The sequence below is a fragment of the Peribacillus sp. SIMBA_075 genome (assembly GCF_046534585.1).
Genome location: NZ_JAWRYN010000056.1, coordinates 1 through 20,246 on the forward strand (window position 1 = coordinate 1; position 20,246 = coordinate 20,246).

Annotated in this window: 15 protein-coding genes and 2 pseudogenes; 12 read left to right on the plus strand and 5 right to left on the minus strand. The window is 35.8% G+C overall.

Annotated elements, in window-relative coordinates:
* Positions 1-461: 461 nt before the first annotated feature.
* Complete coding sequence (locus SB775_RS24620; protein WP_410863762.1) at positions 462-815, plus strand: hypothetical protein; 354 nt, start codon at positions 462-464, stop codon at positions 813-815.
* A gap of 277 nt (positions 816-1,092) precedes the next feature.
* Here the strand turns inward: SB775_RS24620 and SB775_RS24625 are convergent, their stop codons facing one another.
* The gene (locus SB775_RS24625; protein WP_410863764.1) at positions 1,093-2,355 is read right to left on the minus strand and encodes an ATP-binding protein; all 1,263 of its coding nucleotides are present in this window, start codon (positions 2,353-2,355) and stop codon (positions 1,093-1,095) included.
* A 443-nt stretch (positions 2,356-2,798) separates the two neighbouring features.
* Here SB775_RS24625 and SB775_RS24630 point away from each other — a divergent pair, with 443 nt between their 5' ends.
* From SB775_RS24630 to SB775_RS24640, 3 genes and pseudogenes are all read left to right on the plus strand, one after another.
* A complete protein-coding gene (locus tag SB775_RS24630) occupies positions 2,799-2,984 on the plus strand; it encodes a hypothetical protein (RefSeq protein ID WP_410863766.1) in 186 nt (61 codons plus the stop codon).
* A 128-nt stretch (positions 2,985-3,112) separates the two neighbouring features.
* A pseudogene (locus SB775_RS24635) lies at positions 3,113-3,214 on the plus strand (hypothetical protein); the annotation flags it as partial.
* A 28-nt stretch (positions 3,215-3,242) separates the two neighbouring features.
* Positions 3,243-3,440: an SDR family NAD(P)-dependent oxidoreductase gene (locus tag SB775_RS24640; protein WP_410863767.1), complete on the plus strand. Its 198-nt coding sequence runs from the start codon at positions 3,243-3,245 to the stop codon at positions 3,438-3,440.
* 228 nt (positions 3,441-3,668) lie between these two features.
* Here the strand turns inward: SB775_RS24640 and SB775_RS24645 are convergent, their stop codons facing one another.
* Entirely contained in the window at positions 3,669-4,790 is a 1,122-nt protein-coding gene (locus tag SB775_RS24645) for a type II asparaginase (protein WP_410863768.1), read from the minus strand.
* A gap of 360 nt (positions 4,791-5,150) precedes the next feature.
* Between SB775_RS24645 and SB775_RS24650 the strand changes: the two genes are divergently transcribed.
* From SB775_RS24650 to SB775_RS24675, 6 genes and pseudogenes are all read left to right on the plus strand, one after another.
* Positions 5,151-6,878 (plus strand): T7SS effector LXG polymorphic toxin, encoded by a 1,728-nt coding sequence (locus SB775_RS24650; RefSeq protein WP_410863769.1) that lies wholly within the window; start codon positions 5,151-5,153, stop codon positions 6,876-6,878.
* 21 nt (positions 6,879-6,899) lie between these two features.
* Positions 6,900-7,244 (plus strand): tRNA-Val4, encoded by a 345-nt coding sequence (locus SB775_RS24655; protein ID WP_410863770.1) that lies wholly within the window; start codon positions 6,900-6,902, stop codon positions 7,242-7,244.
* 227 nt (positions 7,245-7,471) lie between these two features.
* Positions 7,472-7,765: a contact-dependent growth inhibition system immunity protein gene (locus SB775_RS24660; protein WP_410863772.1), complete on the plus strand. Its 294-nt coding sequence runs from the start codon at positions 7,472-7,474 to the stop codon at positions 7,763-7,765.
* A 92-nt stretch (positions 7,766-7,857) separates the two neighbouring features.
* Positions 7,858-8,312, plus strand: a pseudogene (locus SB775_RS24665) (DUF4274 domain-containing protein).
* A 512-nt stretch (positions 8,313-8,824) separates the two neighbouring features.
* Entirely contained in the window at positions 8,825-9,868 is a 1,044-nt protein-coding gene (locus SB775_RS24670) for an FRG domain-containing protein (protein ID WP_410863773.1), read from the plus strand.
* Entirely contained in the window at positions 9,855-12,065 is a 2,211-nt protein-coding gene (locus tag SB775_RS24675) for a PDDEXK family nuclease (protein ID WP_410863775.1), read from the plus strand. Before SB775_RS24670 ends, SB775_RS24675 begins: the two co-directional genes overlap by 14 nt.
* A 343-nt stretch (positions 12,066-12,408) precedes the next feature.
* Here the strand turns inward: SB775_RS24675 and SB775_RS24680 are convergent, their stop codons facing one another.
* Positions 12,409-13,788 carry a Sau3AI family type II restriction endonuclease gene (locus SB775_RS24680; protein ID WP_410863777.1) on the minus strand — a complete coding sequence of 460 codons (1,380 nt, stop codon included), beginning with the start codon at positions 13,786-13,788 and terminating at the stop codon, positions 12,409-12,411.
* 249 nt (positions 13,789-14,037) lie between these two features.
* Here SB775_RS24680 and dcm point away from each other — a divergent pair, with 249 nt between their 5' ends.
* Positions 14,038-15,285: a DNA (cytosine-5-)-methyltransferase gene (dcm, locus tag SB775_RS24685; RefSeq protein ID WP_410863778.1), complete on the plus strand. Its 1,248-nt coding sequence runs from the start codon at positions 14,038-14,040 to the stop codon at positions 15,283-15,285.
* Positions 15,286-15,324: 39 nt separating this feature from the next.
* Here the strand turns inward: dcm and SB775_RS24690 are convergent, their stop codons facing one another.
* Entirely contained in the window at positions 15,325-15,765 is a 441-nt protein-coding gene (locus SB775_RS24690) for a very short patch repair endonuclease (RefSeq protein ID WP_410863780.1), read from the minus strand.
* A 368-nt stretch (positions 15,766-16,133) separates the two neighbouring features.
* Entirely contained in the window at positions 16,134-18,092 is a 1,959-nt protein-coding gene (locus SB775_RS24695; protein ID WP_410863781.1) for an oxidoreductase, read from the minus strand.
* 336 nt (positions 18,093-18,428) lie between these two features.
* Between SB775_RS24695 and SB775_RS24700 the strand changes: the two genes are divergently transcribed.
* Positions 18,429-20,195 carry a sigma-54 interaction domain-containing protein gene (locus SB775_RS24700; protein ID WP_410863782.1) on the plus strand — a complete coding sequence of 589 codons (1,767 nt, stop codon included), beginning with the start codon at positions 18,429-18,431 and terminating at the stop codon, positions 20,193-20,195.
* Positions 20,196-20,246: the final 51 nt, after the last annotated feature.

Sequence of the window (20,246 nt, forward strand, 5' to 3'; positions counted from 1 at the left end):
CCCGGTACAATACCGGGACCATTTATTAGCTGCTTAGGCACTTTTTTATACTGTCCGTAAAATGGGGCACAGTTCATAATGGCGGACTTCTGTTTGTATACAAAAGGGGATCTCCTAGAAATGGTCGAGGCCTCTAGCCTTCCAGTAGCCACTTAGGTCAATATTATCTTTGTTTTTGGAAGGGGAAAAAACGCCAAGGTTTTTTAAGCAAAATTGAACGAAGAATTTTTGGTATAAGAACATTTTACTAGAATGGTTTGTTATACTATTAATGGATAATTTCGGAATTAGTAGCGCTTTTAGGGTTGGGACTAGAAGGCCCATTGAGTTTAATGTGAGAAGTCTAAGAGAACAATCAATATGGATGCAGAGAAATTCTTGAAAGACTATTATGACCGGTTAAATTTAAATAAAAAATATTTTAATTACCACAGAAGATGGAAGAAGAGGGAAGTGCAAAAATGTTCTGGAAAGTTTATTTTTGGGCAGTGATAGCTTTATCAGTAGCTTCAATGTTTGTAGAAACGGTTAATGGTCCAGTGTTAGAAACTACGGATACGGTTATTAGCATTATCTCCACAATTGGATTATACGGTTATGTATATAAGAAGCAGTTATTATCAAAGTCATTCTGGAAATTCATATTTATAATTACTGTAATTGAAATGCCAGTATATATAATGTTGGAGGTACTTAATGATCCAGAACTTGGAGTAGGAGAAATAATTTTTGTTACAGCTTTCACACTTGCCATAATGTATCCTTTCCTTTTAGGTTTATATAGATATGGCTTCCGTAAGCAAAATTTAGTTTAGTAAATATTAACATAAACTAAAAACACCCCAATAAGCTAACATGAGGGTGACAACTGCAAGAGTTGTTGTCACATCTAATAGTTCTTAATCAGAAGAAGAACCATTGCCATCTTGGAGGGATGAGTGGTTCTTTTTCCGTTTCTTGGCGAACGCAGACAGGATAAGACTGGTGCTACAGCAACAACTATCTCTTTACCCATATCTCTAATTAAATTCAATAATATTATCGAGTTTGTCTACAAACTAAAAGTCCGCCGTAAATGGCGGACTTTGTTTATTATTTTCCAGAATAACCTTCTTGATAAACGGGAAGTGTTACTGAAATCGTTGTTCCCTTATTCAAAAGGCTAGTTATATGAAGTGTTCCATTCATCGTTTGGATGGTCTTAACAGCTACCATTGATCCTAACCCAGTTCCTTTTTCTTTGGAGCTGTAATAAGGTTCGCCAAAACGATTTATTTGTTCCTTGTTCATTCCGACTCCATTGTCACTTATTTCGATAATGATGTCGAAATTATTTACATAGGAAACAATACTAAGTTCCCCGCCGTTTGGCATTGCCTCTATACCATTTTTAATTAGGTTTAGGAAGCATTGCTTGAAATGCTGAATATTCCCCCGGGTAATGCCTGGAGTCAACTGTTCAGAAATAGTAATTAAATTCATGCTAGCCAATGGTTTTATCATTTCAATTACATATCCTATTTCACGGTTAATTGAAATATTATCCACTTTTTCGATTGCAGGTTTTGCAAATGCTAAGTATTCACAAATAATGGATTCTGCACTATTAAGCTCTCTAACAACATGCTGTATATATTCTTCTTTTACTTCTTGAGTTAGATCAGGAGCCTTTAACAGTTGAACAAATCCTTTCACAACTGTTAAAGGATTTCTAACTTCATGTGAGATACTTGCAGCAAGCTGACTGACTACCTCCATTTTTTCAAGCCTTATCATTTGTGTTCGGATTAAAATCGCATCCTTTAAAATTTCCATGATATACACAGCCAAACCGATAATGAAAGGAGGGAGGATAATAAAGTAAAATACATACGCTTCAGTTATTTGAAAAAAGTCAGACATAACGAGTGAAATAAGGCTGGTTAGAATTCCTAGAAACAAAATTAATAGAATGGAGCTATTTAGCTTATTTTTTCTATTAAAAGTATTGAATTTTGAAGAAAATAGAGCCGTTATTATAAATATAACCAAATAAACAATTAACGTAAGGGAATTGAAACCATAAAAAGCAAACCTAAGAGTTAATATTATGACTAACAGGGCAGCCCCTACAGGCCAACCACCATAAAGTGTCCCAATTATAAAAGGAATTTGCCGGAGATCATGGACACAGTATTCATCTATATAAATAGGAAACTTCATACATAATATAATAGGAATGCTCATGCATGCAGTGATAAGGGTCTTGGGGTACTGACTTAACTTTTTGACATGATCTAATAAAGTATAATAAATCAAAATACTTACTAAAATATAAAAGAGATTATCTAATATGTTTTGATTAATAAAATTCATTGGATTCTCCCGAAAATTAACAGTTTGGTCTATTATACAAGAATAACACTAAAAAGGAGCATTTTAATAAAGTAATTTATTTACAGAAGGACATTTAAATTCAAAAAAGTTGTTTAAAGCGCCTCTAGGTATTTACCGATTTTTCAGTTGTAATTTTGGTTTTACATAATAAAGGTAGAGGTGACTTTCATTGAAAAAATGGACAAGAGACACAGAAATGAACGCTCCAATTGAACAGGTTTGGAAGTTTCTTGATGGTTCTTTAGAAAATATGCAAAAAATCATGCCTCAGTAGTTGAACACAAGCCCGTTAAAATAATGGAAGAAGTGGTTGGGAGCGTATATCGCCAAAAATATAGAGAAGGAAAACGTACAGAAGAGTATAATATAGAAACATTAGAATATTGGAGCTAATGAGAAAAAGCTAAAAGTGGGCTTTACACTTGGAAATTACAGCTTTTTATGAACTAAATAAAATCAATAATAAGAAGACCTCCTTTACATATACAGTCACCAGTCGCCGGATAAAGTGGTTTTTGAAATTACTTTTAGTATTTGCCACCGACAAAGTGGTCGTTGAATTTTTAGAACGTGTCAAAAAGGTAGCTGAAGCAGAAACAGGTAGGTAGGATTTTATTATGTTAATCTTCTGCATCGAAACAGCAATACAGATAGAAAATGATCCATCTTTTTTCAAGGTGGATTCTTTTTATTTGTCGTGAAATGTTGAAGTGTGAAGTGTTTTTGACTGAACTTACACCCCATTAAAACCTATATATATATTTCAAAGGCAATATCTGATTGATACGAACGAGATATGGTTAATGGAGATGCCTATTCCCGGGCACACTGGGTATCCTCAAAAGGTTACAAGGTAAACGTAGCATATGAACACCGTAAAAGCTGATGTCGATCAAGTCATCGCTGAACGTGGTACGGTGGATGTTCTAGTAAATAACGCAGGACTGCAATTCATCTCACCAGTGGAAGACTTCCCTGTAGAAAAAAGGGGCCTTGTAAATCGCGTAATTCTAAAAGGAGCATTCTTATTGACCAAACATGCACTGTCAGCCACGCAAACATAAAGGATGTCATCAATATTTCGTCTGAGCACGGCAGAATCCTGGATACATGCAAATCCTCCTATTGTACCGCAAAATTTGGCCAAATTGGCTTTACGAAAGTAATCGCAAAATTAATAATTCAACCAAGGGATGGTTAAAAATAAATAAAAGCATACGTTGATAATTTATACCATCGTATGCTTTAAATTTCATTCCCTTTTAGTTAATCAAGCATTCTAATTTTAATTATTAATATTCGTTAAAAAATTGCTGAATTTCTTTTGGATCATCTGTTTTTGTTAATGCAAGCATCGTCAAAATGCGTGCCTTTTGAGGATTAAGTGAGTCCGCTGTAACAAAATTATTTTCATTGTCAATCTTTTCTCTCGTAACAATACCATTTCCTACACGGCTAGAGCGAGTAATAATCACGCCTTTTTTGACAGCGTCTTTAGCACCCTCAAAAGCAGTATCAGAAGTTAAACCGTTTCCTTCACCTGCAATTATGATCCCTTTAGCTCCTGCTTTCACAGATGCATCGTAAAAATATCTACTATCATTTTGATAGCTATAAATAATGTCCACTTGAGGAAGTTTATCTAGTTTTGATACATCAAACACCGATTTGGTTGTATGTTTACGAGTGGGTTCATTGTAGAAAAATATTTTATCACCTGAGATTGCTCCTAAATAGCCTTGTTCCTCAGATTGGAATGTATCTGTCATGGTTGTATTGGTTTTTGTTATATAACGTGCAGAGCCTATCCGGTCATTTAATGAGATTAAAACACCTTTGTTCTTAGCATCCTTACTAGCAGCAATTTTTACAGCATTATATAAGTTTAAAGGTCCATCTGCACTAATAGCTGTAGCCGGTCTCATTGATCCAACAACCACGACAGGTTTGTTGCTTTTTACGACCAGATTCAGAAAGTAAGCAGTTTCTTCTAATGTATCTGTTCCATGCGTTACGACAATTCCATCAACGTCTTTAGATTTTAATAACTCATTAGTTCGTTTTGCCAACTTTAATAAAGTTTTATTATCCATATTGTTACTGCCAATATTGGCGATTTGTTCACCACTCACATTTGCTACTTGTTTTAGTTCAGGAACAGCTTTAATTAGTGTTTCCACACCAAGTGCACCTGCTTGATAACCAGTTGTGTCAGTATTGGACGTAGCAGACCCTGCAATCGTTCCGCCAGTAGCTAAAATTTTCACATTGTTTAACTTGGGATTTGTTGAAGTTGCTTCTACTTTCTCTTCTTTTGACTTACTATTTGCTGAGCTATGGATAGTGGCGATAGATCCAGAGAATAATAGTGTAACTGATAGAAACGTGATTCCTAGATATTTTTTTATGTTCATGTCTAGCTAGCTCCTTCATTATTAAAATATGTACAATATGTGAAAATACTATCATATTTAGATATTCCTTACAATACATTATATGTCAGATTATATTACATGATTTTTATTCTGTTGAAAAAAATTTACTAACCTTCACAACAGAAGAACTTGCATTGATGGTCAGTATCACTGGATATCATTACAGCGTCTCAAAGTGTTTTAGACGTATGTTAAAGTTGATTTCGTTTAGTAAAAAGCCCCTTCAATTCTTGAATAAATATAGAAACTCTTCTAAAATATATTTAGTCCATAATTTTACAGTGAATAAAAACATTACATAGAAATGAATAAGAAAAGCAGTTGAAAGGACTTTCCATTATGTCGATGATTTACGAATCTCAAACACTAGTTTCTGCCATGCAAACGCGTGTCGGACAATATAAGGACCTGAAAGAACAGCTAACGGAATTAAAAAAAGGATTTGAGAGTATCGTTCATTTGGATGATGAGCTGCAGGGGCAAGGCGCAGAGGCCATTAAAGGGTTTTACAAAGCACAGGTCGATGTCGTGGATTCTTGGCTGCGTCTGATCAATCGGCATATTGCCTTTTTAAGCGGAATTCAAGGAGATACAATCGAAGCGAACCTTAGTGAAACCGTGGTTACGGTCCCTTTTTTAGAGGAAGAGCTGACAAATGCGACTCGAAATTCCAAGGAAATGGTCACAGCCCAGAAAAATGATTTGAAAAAAGTATTCTCCGGAATTGATGATATCATTCAGTTAGAGCCCTTTTCCGATGATGCGTTCTTTGAAAATATCGAGAAAGCTGAAACAAAACGAACCGAAACGATAGACAAAGTAAACGAAATCGATCATAAGTGGACGGCTGAATATGCTAAATCCGAAGCGGACCAAGCGGCAGTGGCGGCACTTATGGAGCAATTGAAAGTATCCAGTACAAGAGGAGGAGTAGTATCCCCGCTTTATTTTAATGCGACAGCTTATAAAAATAGTGAAGCCTATAAAAAACTAGAAGTAAGGAAGAAAGAGAACGCAGAATATCTGAAGGTTAAGCAAGAGGAAGCAGAGAATCGCCGGATCAAAGACTTGAAGGCACAACTCGATCATGTAACAGATCCGGATGAATTCCTCAAAATCGCCAAGCAGATCGGATACGAAAACTTAGCGCCCACCCAGCAGCAATATGTTATGCAGCTAGAAGCGGCTAAGCAAACGGCAGACATTGCAAAGGGAATCGGCGTAGGCCTTTATGATGTAGGTAAAGACTTCGTTACAGGAGTTTGGGACTTTGTCACAGATCCTGGAGAAACGATCGAAGGTGTAGCAAACTCAATCATGCACCCGATTCAAACCTATAAATATATATCCAAATCCATCTCCGACTCATATGAACGGGATATGGTAAATGGCGATGCCTATTCGCGGGCTCACTGGGTATCCTATGCCCTCGGAACAGTCGTCACATCAGTAGTCGGAACAAAAGGCGCAGGAGCCATAACAAAAACTGGGATAGCCACTACAAAAACCGCTGCAGTAAAAGGCGTTACGAAAGCAAAAGAATTAGCCACAATTCCTAACCTATTGCCTTACAATCCTAAAAACCAACTGTCGATGGCAGGGGGAGTACCTTATAATGTGGTTAATGGTACTGGGTTGAGAGATCAGTTAATTACGATGGCGAAAGTGGAGTCTCAAGTCAATGGAGATGGTGGGAACAAGTTTACTATAGATACTATGAGGCATGTTTATCATGGAGAGATTAATCGACGTGGGAAAGCTGTTGGTTATCATCACGAGAGTATGATGGGTGGTAAGATAGTTCCAGGAACAGAAGAAGCTCCAGATATCAACGGAGTATATAGAGCTAAGGTAGAAATAAATGGAGAAATGAAGATTGCAAAGTCAACTTTCTTTCCAAAAGATTGGGACAGAGTAAAGGTGAATAACGCTATTAACGAGGCTTTTGAAAACAAAATAAAAGATGGAAATAAATATGTTGGCAGAACTTCATCAGGAATTGATATTGGAATGTACTTAAACCGTGATGGGACAATAGCTACTGCATTTCCTTTATATAAAAATTAAATATCGGGAGATAATTAACTAATGAAATATTCATATGAATTTAAAAGAAACCCATTAGGATATCTAAGAATTATCCTACCACAAGAAATTAACCTTTTCTCAGACTTCATTGAAGATATTGTATTTGAAACAGAAGTGGATGAGTATATTGATATTGTTCAGAAAGTAATGGAAGGTGAATACGAAGAGTTTGAAATAGAAGGGAATGCTACCAGTGTCTTGATAAAAAAAGATACAACGGTTCTTCACCACTTTTATATCTTCGATAAGCCAAATGAGAATGAAATGGAAACTGAACAATTTAAAGAACTTATGCTAATATGGAGGAACAAAATTCCAGAAAGATACAAAGAACCAGAGAATTAAGTTTTATAGATCTATATAAAGTACGGGAATATCCAAAATTTAAAGAAGAGTTGATACAACCATGAGAAGTTGGTTCTATCAACTTTTATTTTTTGAAGAAATATATTAAATTAAATTTTTTATGTACGCCCATATCCCCTAAATGCTGAAAGATAGGAACGAAAAAGCTCAAGAAGGGAATTATATTCTCGCTGGTTATCCAAATTAATACAAAAGGTTGTAATGGTATGTTGTCTTCTAACAAATTAGAAGAATCTGTTTTTCAGTTCTTGGCTGGAACTTTTCATCAGGATATTGAATCTCCAGAAGATGCATTAGAAGAATTATTAACTGACGAAAGTAAAGAGTTTCTGGAATCTGCTATTGTCTTTTTAACAGATTTTATAGTAAGTGAGTATCCAGATATCGAAAAGAATGAATACATTCAATCTTGTGCAGATGGTGTGTACTTTCCATCTCTTGATTTAGAACCACTTCAGTGGCTCTATCAAGTAATTGAACAAATAAAAGAAGCTGTTTAAAAAAAATATCAATAGGTGAGTTTGATTTTATCACTTCTATTAGTTATGTATAATAGATTTTAAAAATTATTGAAATAATGGGGAGTTATAATGTGGATAAGAAAGATATTAGTTTCCTTGAACAGCTACTTTATGATACAGATAAAGAAATAATAATCAATGAGTTAACGAATATAGATAACCCTTTATTTCTTCATTTTTTCGCTGCAAATTATAATTGGAATAGTGGATTTGATGTACCAAGCGTTATCTTAGAAAACGAGGGTTGTGATTTAGGTACCGGTTTACTAATGTTTCATTATGCAGACGGCTATCGTATGTTAGAAGATTCAGATGAAGTTTCAAGTTCTTCGTTAGAGGAATGGAAAGGTTTTTTGAATAAGATTCACAATAAACTTATAAACTTTGAATTTAAATCTCAGAATATTCCTTTGACCCTGAATTAACTAAAATTCAAAAGTATAAGTTGAAAAAGAATAACCCAAACATTCCTGATATTCTTATTAATAAATCACAAGGCGAAGTGGTTGATATTCCTAAATTATAATGTAATTGTGTTAAAACCTTGATTGGCTTAAGCTTTTCAAGGTTATTTTATTATATAGATTTTCAATTTACACCTAGTGTTAAAACGATTTTTAGGATTTTTTTAATTAGTTTGAAAGCTTGAAACAGCTTTTCGTAATATCCAATTTAGTTATGTCCGATGATAAGGAAAATAGTTTGAAAGCGCTTTTTAAATTCTGCACATACAAGATTAGATAGAAAAAAAGAGTAGTAAATATGTATGAAATTTTGTAATGTATTTTTAGTAATAATATATGTATAATATAGATATTTGTTATAGAATATGGATTAAATGGTAAGTTATATTAAATGATTAAATAGATAGGACTGTAAGGTGAACATTTTAAGTACATAGGTGATTGGTTGTGAAGAAACTAATAAAGTTATCATGAGTTGTTGTAGTGAATTTTCTATTGTTGCACAAAATTCACAATAAGGTTCCACAGATTGTTTATTGTTATTTATATATATAGATATTAAGGTGGAAATAATATGATAGAGACTGTAGAAACTGAATCTGAGGATACTCTGTTTAAATTACTAAATAGAGTGGAACAAATAACAAGAGAATTAAGAACTTCCTTAAAAGTTTCAGAAGAAAATAGTATTATTGCATTTCGTGGAGAACCTCAGGATTATGGTGAAACTAAATTATTACCCTCACTATATAGAAAAAAATTAAGTGTAATACAAGAAAAAAAATTATTTGAATTATTGAAAGATTACAATGTAATAGGTAATGAGGAAATGAGCAATTTACAGAAAGCAATAGCAGCCCAACATTATTTAGCGACAAGTAGGTTACTAGATATTTCATTTAACGTATTAGTTGCAATCTATTTTGCTACTAGTTCTAATGAAGAATATAAAGAAAAACGAGATGGGTATTTATATATATTCTGTTTGCCGCAGTACTTTTCTCCTAGTTCAAAATACATTGAACAATATTATGATAATATGTTGTTAGAAAACAATAGGCAATTTATATTGAAAAAAAATTTCAAAGTCATAACTCATGGATACTTTAATGAAAGGGTAAAATTACAAAGAGGAGGTTTTATATTTTTCCCTGCAAGTAATATTACTAGAATACCAGAGTGTTTTTATAAAAAAGTAAAGATTCATCATGAGGCTAAAAAAATAATAAGAAAACAATTGACTGAATTTTTTTCTATATATGAATCATCTATTTTTCCAGAGAAAGATAAAACAAGTGAGGTAATCTTTGAAGGGGTGGATAAAAAAAATAAAGATTATAACAGTGTACATAGCATTAATTTTGAGAGGGAAATTTATTTTGATAATTTAAAGTATGAGCTGGATTATTATTCTTCAAATAAAAGTAAAACAGAGACTATGAGAATACTAAGAAAGTACGAACAAGATTTTTTCACTTCTCTCAATGGACTAGAAAAGCAAGTATCTAATGATAAAGAGACTTTTAAAACACTTACGGATGTTAGGGCAAGGGCGAAACACGATTTTGAAAATTTAAAAAATTATGCTAAAAAGGAGTTGGAATATGTTTCTAGATAGTAAAGATAAGGAATGGCTGTTAAGGGCGTTAAATGTAAAAGGGGAAGAATATGAGTTTAAAAATGATAATGATATTCTAGAGATAATTAATGAAAATGGAAACCCTGAAGAATATTACTTAGCAGACTTTAGAGAAAAAGATGATGGATTCAGTAGTTTCAGACGAAATATTGAACAGTATTCAGAAAATTATAATATTGAAATAAGGCCTTTGATGATTTTTAAATCATGGGAAAAAGAGCAAATGTTATTTAAAAAAGAATTAGAAAAGGTGGATGCAAAGGGAAAAAGAGATATAAATAGTCTCATAGCTATTGCAAGATCTGTTTATTATAACAAAAATGATAATATTTCATTGGAGCTAGAGGAATGTGGAATTAATTATTTGGAATATAAGGTCTCAAACAAAGAAAGTAAAGAAAGTAAAGGGTTAATATTCAATTTATCCTTACAAGAATTATACCAACTTTATAATAGAACAGGAATAAGTCTATTTAAAGATAATGTAAGGATTGGAATCCCAGGCACTAAATCTTCTACATTAAGAAACAACTTCAAGACAACCTTCTTGCTAGGCTTATATAACCTAAACGAAAATAAAAAACTTAAAAGTAACGAGAAGATAAAAGATTACCTTATAAATAGCAATGGCTCTGAAAATTTTGAAGGGTATCAAACAGCTATTGAAAATTTTTGGTTTCATCATAATGGAATTACTGTTTATTCAGAAGATAGTTTTCATATTGAAGAAGATAAAATTACTTTTAATCCATTGAAAGTGAGTGTAATTAATGGTGCGCAAACTTTAACTCACTGCTTTTCAATTATAAAAGAAATTAGTAATGATTTAAAAAATGATGATGATTTTAATATGATAGTAAAAGAGATGATGTCTAATATTAAAATTAAAACAATTTTTATCGAAGCAGACTCTAAAGTGAAACGTTCTGTAACTTTAGGTTTGAATACTCAAATACCAGTTACTATTGAGGATATAAAAACTAATACTAAAGATGTAGAAGAGATAAATAAAATTTTAGAACAGAAAAATAAAAAAATTTGTAGACAAGGGGAAGATACGTTTAACGGAGGTATTTATTTATTAGATTTCGTCAAATCATATTTAATATTCAAAAATAGACCCGGAGAAGCAAGGAACTTACAAAAAAACAAAATTGAGACTTATTTGACTCAGTTTTTAAGTAATGGAAACGATATTGTAGATGATTTTCTGAAAAATCTAGATACATTTGAATATATAGATAAATGGTGGAGAAAAAGAAAGAAACCGGAAAACATTAATGAAAAAGATTACAAGGGTCTAGGCAGTAACGGAAAATATTATTTTAAATCTTATTGCAAAGGTATATATAATGATGCAGAGGATGAAAATGATAAAGAAGCATATTTCCAAGGGATATATGAATACTTTATAAATACATTTATAAAGTTACAACCAAATATTGACTCAAATGAATTAAAGAAGGATACTCTATTTGAACTGTATTTAGAAAGTCTTATTAGTTCAGAAAATGATGATGATAAGATTGGGGACCTTCAAAATTCTTTGGGTGAATTTGTTGTTAAATTTGAAGAATATAAAAAAAGTAACGGTTCTAAGTCTAATAGGAGTATGTTTATTAAATCACAATTAGAAAAAAAAGGTATTGAAATAGGGTTTAGAACAATAAATTTAATATGTAAATCCGAAAATCAGTATAAATTAAAAGAAGCCCTTCCACTTCCAGGCCAAACTTTTAGTCAGTTGTATGAAATAAATAATTACCCTGGTGTATATGATGAGCAAGATAAATTAGTCCGTTTTGAAGATTCCAAGTTTTATAAAGAGATTCATAGAGAATTTTACTTATTTGTTTTTATCCAAGATGAATCTTCAGGGAACACAAAAAAAATTGAGCTAATTTCTGATTTTACATTATCAAGATTGTCTAAACGTGCAAAGAATGTTTATGAAAAGACTGTTAATGCATTTCAAGAAGGTAATGTTAACTTGTTTGTAAAGCAATCTGATGATCTATGTTTTCATATAAGACCAAAGGCAAAAGATGTAAAAGATACTTTTACATTTACAGATGGCAGCCAACAAGTAAAAAGAACATTTTGGGTAAATAAAGAATGTTTATTAGAACTTATAAATGATAAGTTAAATATGAAGAAGATTGCGGAGTTAGTATAACTTTAAGGATAATAATATATTTCTAAATAAGAGAAGGAATTGTTGGTATGGACTAAAAAAGCATTTAGTATTGTATAAGAAACCTTATGTCTAGAGAAGGAAAATGGTGTGAAGATGCATTATGCATAGAATTTGTACAACAAGAGAAGCTACCACTAGATGCACCTCTTGTTGTATAACTTATGCACTTTAGAGATTTAGGGTATCCCATGTAATAACAAAACTCTTTTTCATTAATACATTTCCGAGGTCTATAGGAAGGATTTTTTAAAAAGGTTTGCCCTTTTTAAAAACACACCATTTTTAGGGTAAGATAATATAACAACTCAGTAAATAAAATTCTTCATCTAATTATTTGAGAGATATACCCATTATTCAACCAAAAACATTGTTTAGTTATTGTTTGGCCATTAGGTAATACAACCTTATCTTTACCATCTCTTCCTTTTGGACGAATATGTCCGACCCCATTAAATGCACTCTTGGGTAAATCATTTGTTTCAACAATTTTGTTTCCTCGTTTTTTGAATTCAATTTGTAATCCCTGTTGTATAAGCCTATTTACTTCTTCCCATATTTGCTTGATTTCTTGATCAATTGTTGGTAAGGGCATATTCCATAGTTTAATTCCTTTGAAATACAATTTCCGGTCAGGATTTTGTTTTTTTGTTTCAGTAAATTCAAAGATTACAAAAAGGAACTTCGTTGATGTGAATTTATCGCGTATGTAGCTTTCTTCCCATGATTCATTGGTCCATTGATGAAAATCAATGTTTTCGAATGACATGCTTTCCTTTGGTTTCCCATTTGGTTCAAGGCGTATAGTCTTGAATTGGATGTTTGCTTTTGCAAACTCCTCAATCTTTTCTAAACGAGTTCCTTTTATTCCAAGCAGTGAACTGACTATGGAAGGGACGAAAGATTTAGAATCTTTGTTGTATGTAACATTCAATCTTGTGGCTATTTCTTTGTCTGTTAAGCCGATATAGGGGGCAAACTTGTCATTCAATAAACTTTCCAAGGATTTTTCTTGTAGGTCTCTTTGTTTTGCAAATGACACGAGTTCTTCATTATTAACATATTTGCGAAGAAATGCTGTCATATAGGATTGTTTGAGGGAGAAAGCCCTTTGCATGGCCGGAATGTTTGAGTTCGGTTGTGAACGCAAAGAGTTTTTGCTGGCTCCTTTTGTACAAGCACCTAAATAGTTGGTGTCACCTTCAGAAATTTCATGGGCCTTGCCGTTTCGGATTTTCTCTACGATCGTTTCCCAGTCCTGTTTAATGATCTCCAAATCTGCAGGCGGATAAGATAATAGGATATTCTTATAAATGTAAAAATCCTTTGGTTCATAGTTGGGTAGCCATTCATAAAACATCAGTAAAATTTTTTCGTTTTTTTTCCAAAAACTTGAGGTCTCGAATGTGGTATTAACTTCATCCATGTAATTGATTATATTTAAAACCAATCGTTCCTTTGCAGAGATGGATTTGTTTTTATTCTGCTTGAAAGGGGTGACTTTCAACTCGATACCCAATTCTTCAAAATCCGGTCTTGCATCGGAATTGATTTTATAGCCAAAGAAACTTTCTTCGATTACTTGTCCAAGTCCCCCTTTTGATTTAGTGTGCGTGAGCCGACCTTTTAAATCAATTTCCCCAAAGGTTTTACCTATGGCTTCTTGTGCCTTGGTCATTAACTCTTCGACTGTTCTATATTCCATAAAATAACAAGCTCCTTTCTTGAGTGTTCTGTTAAAATGGAATTTTAAAATCTTTTACAATTCACGTATTACACTTTAAAATGATAGAGTTAGGGTATATAATATTATACCGCTATACTCAAAATTCAGGTATATTAATTAACTTATATTGGATAAATAAGAATTTATTTTGTATTTTTAATAGATAGTTCTTGATCTCACTAGGGATTATTATTATAATAGGTATAAAAGCCGAAAGGATGTTCGGTCATGATAAATGCAATTGAATTATTTGCGGGGGTCGGTGGGTTCCGGCTGGGCCTTGAGGCGGCAAAAGGATTTGATGTGATTTGGGGTAACCAATGGGAACCTTCAAAAAAATCACAGGATGCTTTTAACTGTTATGCTAGACAGTTCGATAGAGGAATACACTCCAATGAAGACATTTCTACGGTAGATGAAAAGATATTTGTAAATCAAGGGATTGAACTAATTGTAGGCGGTTTTCCTTGTCAAGATTACTCTGTTGCCCGTAGTCTTTCCGGAGAAAAGGGAATTCAAGGGAAGAAGGGTGTCCTGTTCTGGGAAATCATGAGGCTTGCTGAAGGAATCAGGCCGAAGTATATATTGCTGGAAAATGTGGATCGGTTATTGAAGTCGCCATCGAAACAGAGGGGAAGGGACTTCTCCATCATGCTGGCAAGCTTCAGGGATTTGAATTACTCTGTCGAATGGAGAGTGGTGAATGCCGCGGAGTATGGACAAGCACAAAGGCGTCGTCGAGTCTTCATTTTTGCCATCAGGAACGATACGCCGTATGTCAAAAGCAGGGCCAAGGAAGACGATGCGGTAATGTTGCATGAACGAGGTTTCTTTGCTAATGCATTTCCAGTCAAATGGGAAATTTCTACAAGGCATAAACCAAATTCGTTTACGATGGAAGAAGGTATTCTGGAAATTTCAGATGAGTACACGATGACCTACCTGAATTCAGGAATCATGAGAGATGGCGCTGTATATACCGAGGAATTGCTACCAATCGAGGAGCGGCCACGGATGTTAGGCGAAATCTTGCAATCGGGTGTCGATGAAAAGTATTACCTTAGCACGGATGCCGTCGAGAAATTCCGTTACCTTAAAGGGCCGAAAAAGATTGAGAGGACCGCGGCTAGCGGCCATAAATACGTTTTCTCCGAAGGTGGGATGGCCTTCCCGGATGCGTTGGATAGGCCGGGACGCACGATGCTGACAAGTGAAGGGACAGTGAATCGGAGCAGCCATGTGGTGGAAGACCCTGAAACGAAAAGGCTTCGAATCCTTACCCCGGTGGAATGTGAACGATTGAATGGGTTCCCTGATCATTGGACGGTAGGAATGTCCGAAAGGATGAGGTACTTCTGTATGGGAAATGCCTTGGTGGTCGGACTGATTGAAAGAATGGCCAAGAGAATCCTTGAAATCGAGGAAGAAGATGCGGAAGTCATTAAAGAAAATCCACAACAACTAAGTTTATTTTAAATTTAGAATGGTCTCTGGCAAATTTGTCAGGGACCATTTTTATTCGTGTGCCACATCTTCCTTGGCATTATCGATGAAATTGGTGATTTTTTCGATGGTATTATCAAAATCTTTCCTTACCTCATGCTCCCAGATTCGTAAGATATGCCAATTTCCATTTGTATAATATTTTGTGATTTCTAAATCGCGTTCTTGGTTTCTCTCAAGCTTCTTTACCCAGAAATCGATATTGCTCTTCGGCATTTTTCCATGTATTGGGCAAAAGTGCCAAAAGCACGAATCGATGAATATGACGACCTTATACTTTTTGATGGCGATGTCTGGTGTTCCCATCATTCCCCTGACATTCCTCCTGAATCGATACCCCCTGTGCCATAGTTCATGGGAAACGAACGTTTCCAGCTTCGAAACGGCTTTAATGGACGACATGATTTTACTCCGGGTTTCTTTCGTCTCTGGTATTCGTGCTTTATTTGCCATTTGAAGAATCCCCTTTCAGCAAAGAAGTGTTGTCCTTTACTTTAATAGTACCAATCCTTCCGGTTTATAAACATTCATTAATGAAACAATCTCTGTTTTAAAATAATGGGATTGATAAATAAAACAGCTTTTAACTTAAAGGAATCGAAATCCATTTGGACAAAGAGAAACAAACCTTATCCATTAGAAATGATAGTCAGGAACGAGTTTTAAATATAGATTTATTAATTCATCAGCCTTCCAAAGTATTTAGAGATGTGCTTGGTTTGCTTTGAACCATTATACCTTTGTATGGTGGTTTTTTATTTTTTTGAACTAGGTTTTCTATTTATGAAAAAGAGACATCCCACCCGGGATGTCTCTTCTCTTCATATACTTATAGCACTCATCATCCCCTCATGAGTAGCTTCCTCAATCGTCCGAGGACCAAGACAATCCCCAATCTGCTTCACGATGGGAGCATGGCCTTTCATTTCTTCGAATAGCTCTGTATTGGGTATCCGGCCAAGGGAGAGGACGATGGAGTCCCAGTTTGTTAGATCTTGTTTTTGTTGTGTGAATAGGTTCCGGATGATGACGTGATCTTTTTTGATTGCCCCGAGATCATAATGGGGTAGGAGTGTGACGTTTAGGTTGTATAGTTTTTTTAGATATTCGTTCCTGAGATATTGGTGGACGGTTTCACCGATGTGAAGTCGTGATGATATGAGTGTGACTCCATGGCCTTTTTCGGCAAGATAAATGGCTGCTTCCATGCCAGGCCAGTCACCGCCAAAGTCGAATACTAATACGTTATCCCCAACTTTTTTAGTTGAGCTGAAGAGGTCATCACTCATGATAATCCGTGGGTCATTTATTCCTTCGATGGCTGGTGTATAGGGCCGTGAGCCTGTGGCACAGATGATGGCATCCGGGTTCGCTTCGGATATTTCCCGGGCGGTAGCAGTTTTGCCTAATTGCACATTTATATTGCTTCTCATGAGTTTCCGGGAGTAGTTATCGAGCATCGATTCTGCGAGTTCATGTCGCATGGGTGCTTTGCGCATGGTGCGAAGCAGGCCGCCGATTGAGGGACTTTGATCGATCAGTGTAACGGAATGACCTAATGAGTCCGCTGTTATGGCTGCCTGTAATCCGCCAGGTCCGGCGCCGATGACTAGGACATCTTGTTTGATTCTCGTCTTCTTTAATTCTGGTAAAATCCATGCTTCTTTACCTGTTGTTGGGTTTTGGACGCAGCCAATTGGCAGTCCTTTATGATAATGGCCGATACAGGCTTGTAAACAGCCGATGCATGCATCGATTGCTTGTATGTCGCCAGACTTTGCTTTGTTGGGCATGTCAGGGTCGACGATTAAGGCCCTTGTCATTCCCACGACATCGGCTTTTCCGGTTGATACAATTTGTTCCGCTTCAACGGGGTCGACGATTCGATTGCCGACAAAGACCGGTACGGCTCCTGCCATCCTGATTTTGAATCCATGTGGAGATAGGTATGCGTGCTTCATCGGTGATGGCGGCACGATATGTGTTGATCCCTCGAAGGTACTTGAATCCCCGGCTGTGACATTAATGAAATCCAATCTGACTTTTTCCGCGAGATATTCGACGATTTGCACGGAATCCTTCATCGTTGTCCCGTCCATTGTCAGTTCATCTGAACTCATGCGAATCCCGACGGTAAAGTCTTCTCCGACTCTTTCCCATACTTTCTCCAAAATTTCGACGATGAATCGCATCCGATTTTCAAATGATCCGCCATAGATATCCGTACGCTTATTTGTATGCTGTGACCAAAACTGGGCAGGAAGATATCCGTGTGAACAGCAAATTTCCACTCCATCAAGTCCGCCTTCCTTTGCCAGCTGTGCTGAATGGGCGAACCCTTCAATCACTCCTTCAATATCCTCTAAGCTCATGGGTTTTGGCATGACGCCAAAGCGCAGGCTGGGAACGGCCGATGGCGCCCATGCTGCATTTCGGTAGTCGCTCGATACGACTTCCCGTCCGCCGTGGAATAGCTGCGAGAAAACCTTCGTTCCATATTTATGGAGCGTTTCGGAAAGCTCCTTGTAGGCTGGGACAATCCTTTGGTCATATCCGGCGATCGTTTTCGACGTAAGCATGCCGGATGGATGTACGGATGCCGCTTCAAGGATGATCAATCCGACGCCCCCTTTTGCGCGGGCCTCATGATAGGCGACCATATCCGAAGTGGGGATTCCGTCCGTGACATGATTTGTTTGATGTGCTGTACTTAAGATCCGGTTTTTTAATTCAGTAGAACCGATCGTTAATTGGGTAAACAAATTCTTGAATTGAGCCATATCCATGACCACTCCCTAATGTTAGATAGAATGAGAGTATAGAGGCATTGATCGCCCCCTACCTATCCTTATACAGGGTCAATATGCAATAACCATGCCGTTCCGGGAATGGTGATGAAAATAGTTTTTTTACTTTTAAAAAGAGGGTATGGCCCATGAATCGAGTATCTTATATATAGAAAACTGAACCATTTTTGAAAAGTGGTGATTCATTATAGGTTCAGTCCAAATTTGGCTGGTATAGAGACATTCCTTGCTTATGAGAGGGTCACATATTTCTTTGCGTATCAAAAAGTGTAACAAAATCGGTTCGAAATCAAAAAATGGGGTGATTGTGTGAGTACGGATTTAAAAAAAGAATCACTAATTGTATTTTCCGATATTTCTATTTTGGATGTGAAATCATTACTGAAAATCAATTCCTCTCCTTTTATTGTCATGAAAAACCACTTGGAAATCCTCGGTATATTGGATGAAGGTTTCTTTTTGAAGCAGTTGGATATTGTGGGTCAAAATCAGGAAATCACGGCTTACCTTAATACATCGTTTGTCGTTGTGGAGGATTTAGATAAGCTGAGTGAAGAGGATATGAGCACCTATGATTTTGTGATTCAACATAGTGATAACCAATATAGCTGCTATCCGATTTCTGAAGTCAGGGAAATTCTGCTTAAAAAGAAGCTTAAGAGTTTAATCAGTCTAAATGTATCACTGCATGAAGAGCTGGAGGTGACAAGAAGGAAGGTAAAGGAGCTAACGCAGATCTTACATTCCAGTTATGATGAAATTTTCGTGACGGATGAGAACGGAAACACGTTGTTCGTGAGTGAAGCCTGTAAGAAGCTTACAGGGCTGCCGCCGGAGGCCTTTATTAATAAGAACATTAAAGAGTTGGTCGAAAAGGGGCTGATCGTCAATTCGGTTACATTAAAAACGATGAAAACGAAAGCGATCCATTCAGCTGAACAAACCTATCCGCATGGAGTGACTGTATTCTGCACAGCGAAGCCGATTTTTGATGAGGAGGGGAACTTATATCGAATTGTTTCGAATTCCAGGGATATCACGGAATTGGTTGAGATGAAAAGTAAATTGAACAGAGTGAACCTTAGGAACCAGCGGACCCAGCATGAAAATTCGAGAACCGTTTCGTTCAATAATTTCATTACAAATTCGGATAAGATGATAAAGGTTTTGGAATTAGCTGAAAAAGTCGCCCCAATGGATTCATCGATCTTCATCCATGGTGAAACCGGAGTCGGGAAAGGGGTTTTAGCAAGAATCATTCATGATCTTAGCAATAGAAAGGATAAGAAATTTATTCAAGTTAATTGCGGCGCGATTCCATCGGCATTAATTGAGTCCGAGCTGTTTGGTTACGAAAGCGGTGCATTCACGGGGGCAAATAAGCACGGGAAACAAGGTCTTGTTGAGAGTGCTGATGGTGGTACGCTGTTTCTTGATGAAATCGGGGAAATGCCGCTCGATATTCAAGTGAAAATCCTGCATCTGGTCCAGGACAGAGCATTCATGAAGGTAGGGGGAACCAAGGAGAGAAAGGTGAATATTCGGATTATCTCCGCCACTAATAAAGACTTGAAGCAAATGATTAAGAATAATCAATTTCGCGAGGATCTCTATTATCGGCTGCATGTCGTTCCATTGGAAATCCCGCAGCTGCGTGAGCGAAAGGAGGATATTCTATTATTAACCGATTATTTTCTGAAGAAGTTCAATGAAAAATACGGTCAATCAATCACGATCGATGATCATTCCAAGTTAATTCTGCAGCTGCAGGATTACCCGGGCAATGTTCGCGAGTTGGAAAATGTAATTGAACAAATCGTCGTCACGGCTAGAAAACCGATCGTAACGATAGAGGATCTGCCATCCGATTTAACCTACAAAGATACGGCACTAGTCAATTTAACAGGAATCATTCCCTTGAAAAAAGCGTTAGAGGAAACGGAAAAGCAATTATTATCACAAGCCCTTTCTACATATAAATCAACCAGAAAAATGGCCAAAGCCCTGGAGGTTAGTCAAACGACGATCATGCGCAAGCTAGGCAAATACCAATTTGTATATGATGAGGATAAATAACGATGACCTTTGTAAATATCTGAAAATTAAGAAAAGTTGGTATGGATATTG

Excerpts from the sequence above, each read along its gene's own strand:
- SB775_RS24620 (WP_410863762.1), top strand. The coding sequence starts at position 462 with ATGTTCTGGAAAGTTTATTTTTGGGCAGTGATAGCTTTATCAGTAGCT.
- SB775_RS24625 (WP_410863764.1), bottom strand. The coding sequence starts at position 2,355 with ATGAATTTTATTAATCAAAACATATTAGATAATCTCTTTTATATTTTA.
- SB775_RS24640 (WP_410863767.1), top strand. The coding sequence starts at position 3,243 with ATGAACACCGTAAAAGCTGATGTCGATCAAGTCATCGCTGAACGTGGT.
- SB775_RS24645 (WP_410863768.1), bottom strand. The coding sequence starts at position 4,790 with ATGAACATAAAAAAATATCTAGGAATCACGTTTCTATCAGTTACACTA.
- SB775_RS24650 (WP_410863769.1), top strand. The coding sequence starts at position 5,151 with ATGTCGATGATTTACGAATCTCAAACACTAGTTTCTGCCATGCAAACG.
- SB775_RS24655 (WP_410863770.1), top strand. The coding sequence starts at position 6,900 with ATGAAATATTCATATGAATTTAAAAGAAACCCATTAGGATATCTAAGA.
- SB775_RS24660 (WP_410863772.1), top strand. The coding sequence starts at position 7,472 with ATGTTGTCTTCTAACAAATTAGAAGAATCTGTTTTTCAGTTCTTGGCT.
- SB775_RS24670 (WP_410863773.1), top strand. The coding sequence starts at position 8,825 with ATGATAGAGACTGTAGAAACTGAATCTGAGGATACTCTGTTTAAATTA.
- SB775_RS24675 (WP_410863775.1), top strand. The coding sequence starts at position 9,855 with ATGTTTCTAGATAGTAAAGATAAGGAATGGCTGTTAAGGGCGTTAAAT.
- SB775_RS24680 (WP_410863777.1), bottom strand. The coding sequence starts at position 13,788 with ATGGAATATAGAACAGTCGAAGAGTTAATGACCAAGGCACAAGAAGCC.
- dcm (WP_410863778.1), top strand. The coding sequence starts at position 14,038 with ATGATAAATGCAATTGAATTATTTGCGGGGGTCGGTGGGTTCCGGCTG.
- SB775_RS24690 (WP_410863780.1), bottom strand. The coding sequence starts at position 15,765 with ATGGCAAATAAAGCACGAATACCAGAGACGAAAGAAACCCGGAGTAAA.
- SB775_RS24695 (WP_410863781.1), bottom strand. The coding sequence starts at position 18,092 with ATGGCTCAATTCAAGAATTTGTTTACCCAATTAACGATCGGTTCTACT.